The 12,763-nt window shown below is 51.1% G+C and carries 8 protein-coding genes; all 8 read right to left on the minus strand.

The features are described from left to right. Window positions 1-18: 18 nt before the first annotated feature. The 8 genes from PG862_RS04065 to PG862_RS04100 all read right to left on the minus strand — a co-directional run bounded on the left by PG862_RS04065 (window position 19) and on the right by PG862_RS04100 (window position 12,690). The gene (locus PG862_RS04065; protein ID WP_117795536.1) at window positions 19-1,482 is read right to left on the minus strand and encodes a UDP-N-acetylmuramoyl-L-alanyl-D-glutamate--2,6-diaminopimelate ligase; all 1,464 of its coding nucleotides are present in this window, start codon (window positions 1,480-1,482) and stop codon (window positions 19-21) included. 42 nt (window positions 1,483-1,524) lie between these two features. After that, window positions 1,525-4,548 carry a DNA translocase FtsK 4TM domain-containing protein gene (locus PG862_RS04070; RefSeq protein WP_408639992.1) on the minus strand — a complete coding sequence of 1,008 codons (3,024 nt, stop codon included), beginning with the start codon at window positions 4,546-4,548 and terminating at the stop codon, window positions 1,525-1,527. A gap of 412 nt (window positions 4,549-4,960) precedes the next feature. Beyond that, window positions 4,961-5,767, minus strand: a complete 807-nt coding sequence (locus PG862_RS04075) for a ClpP family protease (RefSeq protein ID WP_270706597.1) — start codon at window positions 5,765-5,767, stop codon at window positions 4,961-4,963. A 325-nt stretch (window positions 5,768-6,092) separates the two neighbouring features. Then, a complete protein-coding gene (locus tag PG862_RS04080) occupies window positions 6,093-7,772 on the minus strand; it encodes a C40 family peptidase (RefSeq protein WP_270706598.1) in 1,680 nt (559 codons plus the stop codon). A 15-nt stretch (window positions 7,773-7,787) separates the two neighbouring features. After that, the gene (locus PG862_RS04085) at window positions 7,788-9,467 is read right to left on the minus strand and encodes a C40 family peptidase (RefSeq protein ID WP_106999971.1); all 1,680 of its coding nucleotides are present in this window, start codon (window positions 9,465-9,467) and stop codon (window positions 7,788-7,790) included. Between the two features lie 355 nt (window positions 9,468-9,822). Next, window positions 9,823-10,620 (minus strand): ABC transporter ATP-binding protein, encoded by a 798-nt coding sequence (locus tag PG862_RS04090; RefSeq protein ID WP_117795542.1) that lies wholly within the window; start codon window positions 10,618-10,620, stop codon window positions 9,823-9,825. Beyond that, window positions 10,620-11,537 (minus strand): ABC transporter permease, encoded by a 918-nt coding sequence (locus tag PG862_RS04095; RefSeq protein ID WP_117795544.1) that lies wholly within the window; start codon window positions 11,535-11,537, stop codon window positions 10,620-10,622. Before PG862_RS04095 ends, PG862_RS04090 begins: the two co-directional genes overlap by 1 nt. A 130-nt stretch (window positions 11,538-11,667) precedes the next feature. Further along, on the minus strand, window positions 11,668-12,690 hold the full coding sequence (locus tag PG862_RS04100; RefSeq protein WP_106999973.1) for an ABC transporter substrate-binding protein: 1,023 nt from the start codon (window positions 12,688-12,690) through the stop codon (window positions 11,668-11,670). Window positions 12,691-12,763: the final 73 nt, after the last annotated feature.

Here is a 12,763-nt window from a genome sequence, read left to right on the forward strand (position 1 = left end):
ATTTTGCCTCCAAATTGATTACATATGCAGCTTCTTCACCGTCTCCTGCACTACTTCCCGGTCAAGGAAATGATAGCGCACGCCCTCGATCTCCTGATAATCCTCATGCCCTTTTCCGATGATCGCGATGATATCGCCATCTTCCGCATGGGACAAGCTGTACTCAATCGCTTCGCGGCGATCCGGGATTTCAACGTATTTGCCATCGGTTTTTGCAAGTCCGACCTTGATATCTGCCAGAATATCTTCCACTTTCTCAAAGCGGGAATTATCCGCCGTGATGATCGACAGATCTGCCAGCTTTCCGCCAATCTCTCCCATCGAGTACCGGCGATCGCGCGCCCGGTTGCCGCCGCATCCGAAGACGCAGACGAGACGCTTCGGCTTGTAGTCGCGCAGCGTCAGAAGAAGACTTTCCATGCTGACCGCATTGTGGGCGTAGTCAACGATCACGGTGCACTTTGCTGATTTATATACAATCTCCATCCGTCCATCGACCTGGATATGTTCCAGCGCATGGCAGACTTTCTCCTTCGGCAGATCAAAGAAGCTGCACACGCCCGCTGCCGCCAGCGCATTGTCCACGTTAAATTTGCCCGGAATGCCGACACGCAGATCGCTCTCATATCGTCCATGCGTCTGAAATTCGACGCCCACGAAATCATGTTCGCGTACATAGTGAATGTCATCCGCTGTAAAATCAGCCGCCTGTTCCAATGAAAAGGTCAGGATCTCTGCTGTCGCCCCTTCTACGATCGCATCAAAGTACGGATCATCGCGGTTGACGAGCGCTGTCCGGCAGTTTTTCAAAAGCTGCTTTTTGTAGTAAAGATATTCTTCAAAACTTGCATGTTCATTCGGGCCAATATGATCATTGGAAATATTCAGGAAAATTCCATAATCAAAGAAAAGTCCATCTACCCGGTGCATCAGGTAGCTTTGGGAAGAAACCTCCATCACGATGTAACGGCAGCCCGCTTCCACCATTTTTGCAAAATATTCTTGCAAAATGTAGGATTCTGGCGTCGTATTTTTGGTCGGATAATGATTCTCACCGATCACAGCGCCGTTCGTTCCGATGAGACCCGTCTTCTGTCCGGCTGCCTCCAGAATCGCCTTGATCATATAAGTGGTAGTCGTCTTTCCCTTCGTGCCGGTCACACCGATCGCCGTCATCTTCCGCGCCGGATAATCAAAACGTGCCGCCGAAAGAAGCGATAGCGCGTTCCGTCCATTCTCCACTTGAATGACCGTCACGTTCTCAGGCGCCTCAACCGGATGCTCGACCACCAGAACCGGCGCGCCCTTTTCAACCACATCCGGAATAAAGGTATGCGAATCGACGTTTGCCCCGCGCATACACACAAACACCGTCCCCGGCGCCGCCTTTCTTGAATCGTAGACCACCTCGTCAACCTCCGTCTCCAGGCTGCCCTGCAATAATGTATACGGCAATTCTTTCAGCCAGCTTTTAAGCTTCATAGGATACCTCCTGATTTTGATATTTTATAATGATTTCGCTTTTTAATATCCTTCTTCCATCATGTTTTCAAACTGCTCCATGCTCATCAGCACCTTACGCGGCTTCGTGCCTTCTTCCTCACCGACCACGCCTGCATCTGCAAGCTGATCCATGATACGCGCGGCACGGTTGAAGCCAATCTTAAACATACGCTGCAGCATGCCGATGGATGCTTTGTCTTTCTCAATAATAAATTTACCTGCCTGTGCAAAATAGGCATCGCGCTCACCGCCGCCAAAGCCCGCATCCATCGCCGTCGAACGGATCTTGGACTCAACCTCGGCGCTGTACTCTGCGGTCAGCCCCTCCTGTTTCAAAAATCCGACCACATCCGAAACCTCATTGTCGGACACAAACGCGCCCTGTACACGCTGCGGTTTCTGATAGCCCGACGGATAGAACAGCATATCGCCCTTTCCGAGCAGTTTCTCCGCGCCATTCATATCAATAATGGTACGGGAATCCACTCCGGAAGAGACGGAAAAAGCAATTCTCGACGGAATATTTGCCTTGATCACACCGGTGATGACATTGACCGATGGTCGCTGCGTCGCAATCACCAGATGAATGCCCGCTGCACGCGCCAGCTGGGCCAGACGACAGATCGAATCTTCTACTTCGCCCGGCGCTACCATCATCAGATCGGCAAGCTCATCCACGATAATGATGATCTGCGGCAGTTTCTCCGGTTTCTTCGGATCGTCGATATCCGCGATCGACTCAACCTTGGCATTGAAACCCTTAAGATCGCGCACGCCGTATTTTGCAAACTTCTGGTAACGGTCGGTCATCTCTGCCACCGCCCAGTTGAGGGCGCCGGACGCCTTTTTCGGGTCGGTCACAACCGGAATCAGAAGATGCGGAATACCGTTGTATACACTTAACTCAACCACCTTGGGGTCGATCATGATGAGCTTGACCTCGCTCGGCTTCGCTTTATAAATCACACTCATGATCAGCGTATTGATGCAGACTGATTTACCCGATCCGGTCGCACCCGCGATCAGAAGATGCGGCATCTTCGCAATGTCGCTGACAACCGTCTGACCTGCGATATCTTTTCCGACCGCGAATGCCAGCCGGGACGGATATTTCTTAAATGCCTCTGACTCCAGCAGATCGCGCAGCAGAACCACATGGTTCTCCTTGTTCGGAACCTCGATACCGACCGCCGCCTTGCCAGGAATCGGTGCCTCGATACGGATGTCCGCCGCTGCCAGATTTAACTTGATATCATCCGCCAGCGCTACAATCTTGCTGACCTTGACACCCTGCTCCGGGTGAAGCTCATAGCGGGTAACCGTCGGTCCACAGCTGATGTTTGTAACCGTCACGCCCACGCCGAAGTTCTGGAGCGTCTGCTGCAGCTTGATCGCTGTCTCCCGGTACTCCTGATCCGAGAAATCGGTCTGTCCCGTACCGCGTTTTAAAAGTGTCAATGGCGGGAATATGTATTCTTTCTGGATCTTCTTTTCTTCCTCTTCCTTGCGCTCGATCTGCTCTGGAACCGTCAGTTCCTCAACTGGAAGTGCTTTTCGTTCTTCCCGTTTCTGCTCCAGTTTTTTCTGTATCGCCTCTGTATCTGTCTCGATCACCTTTCCGGATGCGGTCACGACCGTTTTGGAATCCTCCGGGACAAAGAAACTGCCCTTTGTCTCGCCCCGCTCTGATTCCAGCGTCTTATAATAGCCATCGATTGGTTCGGAATCCGTTTCCCCAGATATAGGTTCGTTCCATTCATCCTCATTCCCCATCGAAACGGTTTCCCACTCGTTTTCCGATGGCTCAAAGACATCCTGATGCCCTAAATCTGTATGAACCTCCTCTGCGGTCAAACCGGACGCCGCCTCCGCAGCCGGTTTCTCCCGTGTCTCTACCGGATAATAGCCTGGACCTTTCTGACTCTCGCCGCCGGCAAATTCTTCCATCGTCCGGGTATCACGGCGTACATACAGGCGTTTCAGAAGCTGGTCGCTCGCACTGTCCTCTGTCTCTGCAGGCTCCTCTGCAAATTCTGTCTCCTTTACTGCCCGCGCCGTCTCGCGCTCCGATTCTTCCTGAAACTGGGATTCTGAACCAGCGTATGCATATGTATCCTGCTCCGATTCCACCGGCTCTTCTTCATGCTCCACCGGCTCTTCTTCATACTCCATCGGTTCTGGTTCTACCGCTCCGCCACCGTGGAATATCTGCCCGCGAAATACATCTGCCGGATTCTCCTTCTCTACTCCCTGTCCGGAATCCTGTGCCAGATTTTTTCCCTCTGCCGGAACATCGGTCCAATCATCATAAGCCGCGGCCTCATCCTGCAAGTTTTCCTGCCTTCCATGCATCTCACGAAATTCCTCCGGTGCATCCTCCGGTCCCAGCACGGTTCCCTCCGGGACTCCTTCCGAGAAATTCCGCATCACTGGCAGCTCGGTCAGCTTGGCACCCTCGAGATCAACGCCACGGACCCGCTGCTCCTCCCGCAGACGGCGTTTTTCTTCCTTTTTCTCCTCATGTATCTCACGGCGGCGGCTCATATCTTCTTTCGCATACTCATATGCCCTTCCGCTGCCCTGTTTAACGAAGTTTACCAGGGAACGCTCCGTAATGCACACAGCACCGAGTGCCAAAAGCACCAGCAGAATCAGAACTGCTCCGATCGTTCCCACTGTTCCGCACAACAGCAACATCAGAATGCCACCGATAAAACCGCCTCCGCCTGCCTGCGCGTAATAATCGCCCAGATTCCAGTCCAGATGCTGACCGCCTCCCATAAGAAGCTGGGAAAGTCCGCAAAATGCCAGAAGCACCTCGCCAACCGCCACCAACTTGGCTACGGCTTTCTGGTTGCCTCGGTTTGAAAGATAAAAACAAGTTCCCATAAATAAAAGGAATGGCACCAGATACCCCATCACGCCGAATACGCCAAGCAGAGTCGATCGCAGAAAACTTCCGACAAAGCCGCAAAGCCCGAAATTGCTCAAAAACAAAAGTACCGATATTGCAAATGATACAATAATCGCCACTTCCGTTCCCATAAATGCCCCTGTACCACTTTTCTCCACCGGCTCCGGCGCCTGGCTGGCGCGGCTTCGGCTTCCTGTTCCCTTCTCGGTACCTTTTCCGGACGAAGCTTTCTTCTTCCCCCTACTCTTTTTCTCGTTCAGCGTCTCCTCCGCTTTCTTCGCCGCAGGGGACTTTCTGGATCGCCCGGCTTTTTTCTCTGTCCCAGCTGTCTCCCCGGCACGCTCTGTACTCTGTCTTTTCCTGCTTGTATCTGCCACCTGTCTCATGCCTCCAACATTTCCCATGTATCTGCGGTTCCTCCTGTTTCACAAAATACAGCCTCCCGCAGACTGCTTTTCTCATTTTACATTCTTATTATCTCATTCAGTATACCCAAATTCAGGGAAAAAAGCAACGCTTTCCTAAAATTTTCGCACGTATGTTCTACCTTCTTTTCAAATTTTCACTAAAATCCGTGTTCGTCATCCGGTCGTGTGCATCTATTTCCTGTTTCTTCCCATCGATCGCCCGGTTCAGCCATGCAAGCGCTTCCCGGATCCCGCCGCATTCATCGATCAGTCCCTCCTGGACCGCCTCCCCGCCAACCAGGACCGTTCCCAGATCTTTTGTCATCATCTCCGTATTGAGCATCAGGCTCCGGAGGCGCTCATAGGAGATCTGACTGTGTCCGGACACAAAGCTTAAAATACGATCCTGAATCATTTCAAAATAATCATACGTCTGCACGGCACCGATCACCATCCCCGTCATCCGCACCGGATGTACCATCATCGTCCCGGTCGGGACAATAAAAGAGTGATCGACCGCCACTGCGAGCGGCACACCGATCGAATGGCTGTCTCCGATGACCAGTGAAACGGTCGGTTTGCTGAGCGAAGCAATCATCTCCGCCAGTGCCAGTCCACAGCTTACATCGCCGCCCACCGTGTTAATCAGGACTAAAACTCCCTCCGTCTCACCGCTCTCCTCGATCTCCGCCAGCTTAGGCAGAATATGCTCATATTTCGTCGTTTTCGTATTGCCGGACAAATTTTCATGTCCCTCTATCTCTCCGATGATCGAGATTAATTCAATGTGATTGCCATTCTTTCCCGTAATATCCGTCTGTCCATTTTCACGCTTCTGAATCGGATCCTCCTGCGCCTGTTCCCGACTTTCTCCCACTTTATCTGCCTGCTTGTCCCACGCTTCATTTTCCCATTCCCTGTTTTCACGATTTGCCCGAATCATATTTTCCTCTTTTCTGCGCTCTTTCCATCTTACACGCGGATTCAATGTTTTTTCTCAACTGCCTAATTCATTCTTAGTATTCTGTCTTCCTATTATCTTTATTCACTGAAACCGCTTTTTATACAAACAAGGATGTGCCTTGGCACATTCGGGCGTCTCGCGCGGTCACTTGCGACATGTTTCTGCTTCGCGCGAGTGCGCATCCCCGCGATGCGTTTTTTATTTCATAGGACACAATTTCCTATGAAACAGAAAAAGAGAGCTGGGAAAAGCTGCCTTTTCTCCCTGCTCTCTTTCAAATATTTTTTATTGACTTTCCATGGAATTAATCGCCCAGTACATTGACGATCTTCGCCGGGGTACGGTAATTCCAGGTGGAAATCTTGATACCATCCCTTGCATTCGATGCATGGCACACGCGCCCGCCGCCGATATAGAGTGCTACATGGTTGATCGTTCCACCGCTGTTTGTGTAGAAGATCAGATCACCCGGACGCATCTGGGAAGAACTGATACTTCTTCCTGCTCCCGCCTGGGAACCCGAATGATGCGGCAGGCCGACGCCGAAGTGTGCCATAACCGACATCGTAAATCCAGAACAATCCGTACCATTTGTCAAGCTGGTACCGCCCCATACATACGGATTCCCAAGGAACTGAGTCGCGTAGTTTGCGATCTGCGCACGCTTGGAGGAGCCGCTTGAAGATGCTTTCTGGCTGCCAGAACCACCGTTACTGCTGCTCTTGCTTCCAGAGCCTCCCTTGCTGCTCGCCGCCTTGGTCTCAGGCTCCGGGGTCTCCTCAACCGGTGTAAACTCGATCGCCTCATTTAACGCATACCGGACATCGACAAATTCAGTCGCTACATAGGCACTCGTCTCATCCAGTGCAATCTGCACCCAGCCATCCTGCTGGCTCATAACCGAATACCGCTCGCTGTTGGAAATCTGCGTCCAGATCGGCGCGTCCGTGTTCGGCTCCGTACGGGCATTCAGACGGTCAGTTGATACGATCGCCATCAGCTGTGCAACCTGCAGTGCCTCCTGCTTCGCCGCATCTCCAGTCAGAATAAATTCGGATTTAACATAGCCAGTAACCGGACCGGACTTGATCTTATACCAGCCGCCATCCTCGGTCGTTTCCAGAATCTCACCACCGGACTTGCTCGTCATCTTACCGATGATCTTCGCATCCTCCTTCGGCTCCACGCGGATATTTAAGTAGTTATTGACATTGGAAATACCCAGATTGTCATACATATTGAGAACCATCGTCCGCAGATCCAGCTTACGCGCTTCATTTAACGCATAGCGCACATCCACATAATCCGCTGAAATATAGCCCCCGCTGATCTGGATCCAGCCGTCCTGCTCGCTGACAATGGAATAACGCTCATTTTTCAGCGCCTGTTCCAGCACCTGCGCGTCCTCACTCGGCTCACTCCGGATATTCAGCTTGTCAGTCGTGATGACCGCCATCTTCTTGACCAGCTCAAATGCCTCTGTTTTTGCCGCCTCGCCGGTCTGTACAAATTCTGAACTGATGTAGCCCTCCAGACCGCCGGAAGATATCTGATACCAGCCTTCCTGGGAATCGTCCAGAATCTCGCACGCACTGCCGCCCATCAGTTTGCCAATGACATCGGAGGTTGTACTGGCGCTCTCACGCATATTAAGATAACCAGATACATCCACAATACCCAGATTCTGGTAGGACTCGACTACATTTTTCTTTTCTTCGTCCTCTTTTGCCTGTTCCTCATCCTCCGGCAGCGTCTCTCCGATCACGGTTCCCTGCGCCTCTGCCTCGGATGCCGATGCCACCCGGGCGTTTCCAGAACCTCCGAACGTGCCGCCCTGTGCCAGCTTCACGATGATAACCAGAGCCAGCACCACAATGACGGCACAGCCCCCGATCATGAACCAGTGCATCGGATCTTTGCCATTTCGTCTCTGACGTGCTTTCTGCAGGCGTTCTTTATAATCTTCTGTCTTTTGCTCTTCCATCTTATCCTCTCCCTATCAGTCTCCCAGCATATTGACAATCCGGTACGGATTCCGGTAATTCCAGGTAGAAATCTTGATGCCGCTTCTCCGGCTCGCCGCATGGACGATCTGACCATTGCCAATGTACATCGCCACATGGTTGACCGTTCCCTTGCGATTCGTATAGAAAATCAGATCGCCCGGACGCATCTTCGAAGAATCAATCTTCGTACCCGTCCGCGCCTGTTCCCGGGACACCCGCGGCAGGGACACGCCCGCCACATGGCTGTATACATACTTTGTAAAACCAGAACAGTCCACACCCGAATGCGGGTCATTACCGCCCCAGACATAACGGTTTCCGACAAACTGAAGCGCATAGTTGACAATCTGGGTCCGCAAGGATTCCTTTTCTTTTAATGGGGTAAATGGGATCGCCTCCGGCAATGCATAACGCACATCTACGAAATCAGTCGCCACATACGCACTCGTCGTATCGAGCGCAATCTCGACCCAGCCATCCTGCTGGCTTATAACGTCGTAACGCTCATTGTTAGAGATCTGCGTCCAGATCGGCGCATCCGTGCTCGGCTCCGTGCGGGCATTCAGGCGGTCGGTTGAAACGATCGCCATCAGTTCTGCAACCTCCATCGCCTCCTGCTTCGCCGCATCTCCTGTCAGGATATACTCCGCCTTCACATATCCAGTGACGGGACCCGACTGGATCTTATACCAGCCGCCGTCCTCGCTCGTCTCCAGAATCTCTCCGGCAGACTTGCTCGTCATCTTACCGATGATATTGCCATCCTCACTTGGCTGATCGCGCACATTCAAGTAATTATCCACACTGGAAATACCTAGATTTTTGTATAAATTCAGCACCATCGCACGCATATCCAGCTTCCGCGCCTCATTGAGTGCGTATTTGATCTCTGCATAATCCGTGGAAATATAACCGCTCGAAATCTGAATCCAGCCATTCTCCGGCTCACTCTCGACCACATAGCGCTCATTTTTTAATGCCTGACCGACAACCTCTGACTCCGTGTTCGGCTCTTTTCGGATGTTCAGGGAATCTGCCGTGATGAGCGCACGCTTTTCAACCAGTTCCAACGCTTTTTTCTTCGCCTCATCCCCGGTCAGAACAAACTCTGAGCTGATATAACCGGAAATACCGCCAGATTCGACCTGATACCAGCCTTCGGCTGAATCATCCACGATCTCACACGCACTGTCGCCCATCAGCTTGCCGATGATGTTGCCATCCGTGCTCGCCGTCTCACGCATATTCAGATAACCGGACACCTGCACGATACCCAAATTTTTATAGGAAGCTACCACTGCTTCTTTCTCTTTGATCTCCTCCGCTCTGGACTCTTCGGATGCCTCGTCCTTCGAAAGCTCTGATGCTGTCGCCGCCCCATTCTTTGCAGTTCCGGCTCCCGCCTGACGGCTGAGCAGGGACTTGCCTGCAAATGCTGCAACTGCAAGAGCAATCACCACCCCTGCTGCTATCACTCCGAAGCGCAGATTCTGACTCTTATCTTCGCCCTGGCGCCTGCGCGAATGTCCCGCGGATTCCCGGACCGGATTTGGTGTCTGATCCTGAGCTGGTTCTGATTCCTGACTCTGAACTGCTTCCGGCTCTTGAATCCGCTCCGCCGCTGGCACCTGTTCTGACTCCTGCGTTTCTTTTTTGTTTTCTTCTTCTAACATATGGATCGCTCCTGATTTTTCTTGAAATTATGACTTAATATCTTAAACGTAATTTTTATTTTATCATATTCGTAGGGAATTGCCAAGGAAGGATGTGGAGGAAAAAATGAATTTTCTATGAATGAATTATTACAGAAGTGTTAAGTTGTATATAAACGGTTAAGTCGTGAAAGGGGGAATTAGTTGGAAATATGGGAGAGGAGAATGCCCTCCGACCGCTCGCGCCGCCGGAGGGCATTCTTTCTCACTTATAGTCGTGGTTTTTAATTTGTTGACCCACTTTTCATTCCGTATACTTTTTGTCTGTTATCGGTTAATGATTTTGATAAAAGCCTTCAAATCTTATAACCCCTGCTTATTTGGCAAGCATCATACGATCATTCGCAAATTCTTCTCCGCTTACCTTTTCAAATCTCTCTAACAGGTCTTCTACCTGCAGATTCTTCTTCTCTTCCCCTGCTACATCGTAGATAATCCGACCTTCGTGCATCATAATCAGACGGTTGCCGATCTGAATCGCATCTTTCATGTTATGGGTAACCATAAGCGCGGTCAGATTTTGTTCGTCTACGATCTTTTCGGTAAGATCGAGGACTTTGCGGGCTGTTTTAGGATCGAGGGCGGCGGTGTGTTCGTCTAAGAGAAGGAGCTTTGGCTTCTGGAGAGTTGCCATCAGAAGGGTGAGCGCCTGGCGCTGTCCGCCGGAGAGTAAACCCACTTTGCTGGTCATACGGGTCTGAAGCCCCAGATCGAGCTGTGCCAATGCCTCACGGTAGAAGTCCTTTTCATTCTTTTTGATGCCCCAGCCGAGTCCTCTGGATTTGCCGCGGCGCAGTGCCATGGCAAGGTTTTCCTGTATCTCCATATTGGCGGCGGTGCCGCGCATCGGATCCTGGAAGACTCTGCCGATATATTTAGCGCGTTTGTATTCTGGCTCCCTGGATATGTTTACACCGTCGATCTCGATTTTACCAGAATCGATCGGATATACGCCTGCGATCATATTTAACATGGTGGATTTTCCAGCACCGTTTCCGCCGATGATCGTCACGAAATCGCCCGGTGCCAGGTGTAAGTTGATACCGTTTAAGGCTTTTTTCTCATTAACAGTTCCTTTATTAAAAGTTTTCTTTACATTTGTTATCGTCAGCATTACTCCTCGCCCCCTTCTGAATAATCTTTTCTCAGCCGATATTTAGCGAGTGCTACCGGAATACAGAGTGCCAGTGCTACAATGACAGCAGAGAGCAGCTTCATGTCGTTTGCATCCATACCCATGCGGAGTACAACCGCACGGATCACAAAGTAAATGACCGAACCGACAACCACGGAGGTCAGTTTCCAATAAAAAGAGGTCAATCGTCCCATCAGGACTTCGCCGATGACGATCGCCGCCAGACCAATGACGATCGCACCCGTACCACTTCCAACATCACCATATTTCTGGCTCTGGCAGACGAGTGCGCCGGAGAGAGCGACCAGGCCGTTGCTGACCATCAGGGATAAAAGCTTCGCCATACGAGTGTCCACGCCCAGCGCACGCACCATATCCTCGTTGTTACCGGTTGCACGCATCGCACTTCCGATCTCGGTTCCGAAGAACCAATAAAGAAACAGAATAGCCGCCACCGCCAGCACAATTCCAACGATCATCGATGCCTGTGCCTGAGTCATCCCGAAGGAAGTAGCCAGACCACTGATAAGTGTCTTGACTTTCAGAAGCGGCAGATTGCTCTTTCCTCCCATGATCCGGAGGTTGATCGACCAGAGGGAAATCTGGGTCAGAATTCCTGCCAGAATCGCTGGTATCTCAAATACAGTATGAAGAATACCCGTTACGGCACCAGCCACGACACCGGCTGCCACTGCAACTAAAAGTGCCAGCACCGGATTTACTCCTTTGTTGACTACCAGGACTGCACAAACGCAGGCACCCAGCGCGAAACTTCCGTCTACCGTCATATCCGCGATATTCATCAGGCGGAATGTAATGTAAACTCCCAATACCATGATTCCCCAAAGAACGCCCTGTGCGACCGCGCCCTGCAGGGATACTAATAAACCGCTCAAACTTTTACCTCCCCGTGTTTCGTATTTTCTTCACCTGATTAACTGTAAAGACTGCCAGATCGGCATATTTATTATATGCTTCTGATCTGACAGTCCATCTCATTTGAAGTTTAGATCTTTCTGGTACTCTTTATTTCTCGAGTCCAGATACATCGATTCCCAGCGTCTGCGCTGTCTCTTCATTGACACTCAGCTCGCACTTGGAAGCGTCCAGATAGCCGATCGGCATCTTAGAAATATCGGCGCCCTCAGTCAGAATTTTAACGGCCTGCTCACCGGTCATGTAGCCTAACTGGTAGTAATCAATACCGTAAGTAGCAAGACCGCCTGCATCTACCATGCCCTTCTCGCCGCAGATAACCGGAAGTTTATTCTCATTTGTTACCATCGTTACGGTCGCCATACCAGCTGCGATCATGTTGTCGGTCGGTGTGTATACGCAGTCTACATTGCCAACCATAGATTCTACAACGGTAGGAATCTCATTGGAATTGGAAACGGTGTAATCTTCATACTCAATACCGGCTGTGTCGAGTGCTTCTTTCGCCATGTCAATCTGAAGAACGGAGTTTGCCTCCGCGCTGCAATACAGAAGTCCGACCTTCTTTACATCTGGAATAATCTGCTGCATCAGGTCAATCTGCTCTTTAACCGGAGTCAGATCAGAAGTACCCGATACGTTGCCGCCCGGAACCTCGTTGCTCTCTACCAGACCGGAAGCCGCCGGATCGGTAACAGCGCTGACAAGAATCGGAATCGAATCCGTCACACCTGCAACTGCCTGTGCTGCCGGGGTTGCGATTGCAAAAATCAAATCATCTTTATCGTTGACCAGTTTCTCTGCGATCGTCTGGCATGCAGACTGCTCGCCAGCTGCATTCTGCTGGTCGATCTCGTATTTGATGCCTGCATCGTCCAGCGCTGCCACGAAGCCCTCATTGGTCTTATCCAGTGCCACATGCTGGGTCAGCTGTAATACGCCAATCTTATAAGTCTCGCCGTCTGCTGTCTGCTCTGCCTCTTTGCTTTCTTCTCCGTCTGCGGACTCCGCTGCTGTCGTGTCCGTACTTGCTGTCTGTCCTCCGCAGGCTGCTAGGGATGCCGCCATCGCGCCAGCCAGCATCAGGGCTGCTAATTTCTTTGTCTTTCTCATAATATCATCCTCCTGAACCTTTTCAACGTATGTAACAGATTTTCCTCTTATGCATCAAACCATGATTTATTTT

Source organism: Clostridium fessum, assembly GCF_027698965.1.
GTDB classification, from domain to species: Bacteria; Bacillota; Clostridia; order Lachnospirales; family Lachnospiraceae; genus Otoolea; species Otoolea fessa.

Excerpts from the sequence above, each read along its gene's own strand:
- PG862_RS04065 (WP_117795536.1), bottom strand. The coding sequence starts at position 1,482 with ATGAAGCTTAAAAGCTGGCTGAAAGAATTGCCGTATACATTATTGCAG.
- PG862_RS04070 (WP_408639992.1), bottom strand. The coding sequence starts at position 4,548 with ATGGGAACGGAAGTGGCGATTATTGTATCATTTGCAATATCGGTACTT.
- PG862_RS04075 (WP_270706597.1), bottom strand. The coding sequence starts at position 5,767 with ATGATTCGGGCAAATCGTGAAAACAGGGAATGGGAAAATGAAGCGTGG.
- PG862_RS04080 (WP_270706598.1), bottom strand. The coding sequence starts at position 7,772 with ATGGAAGAGCAAAAGACAGAAGATTATAAAGAACGCCTGCAGAAAGCA.
- PG862_RS04085 (WP_106999971.1), bottom strand. The coding sequence starts at position 9,467 with ATGTTAGAAGAAGAAAACAAAAAAGAAACGCAGGAGTCAGAACAGGTG.
- PG862_RS04090 (WP_117795542.1), bottom strand. The coding sequence starts at position 10,620 with ATGCTGACGATAACAAATGTAAAGAAAACTTTTAATAAAGGAACTGTT.
- PG862_RS04100 (WP_106999973.1), bottom strand. The coding sequence starts at position 12,690 with ATGAGAAAGACAAAGAAATTAGCAGCCCTGATGCTGGCTGGCGCGATG.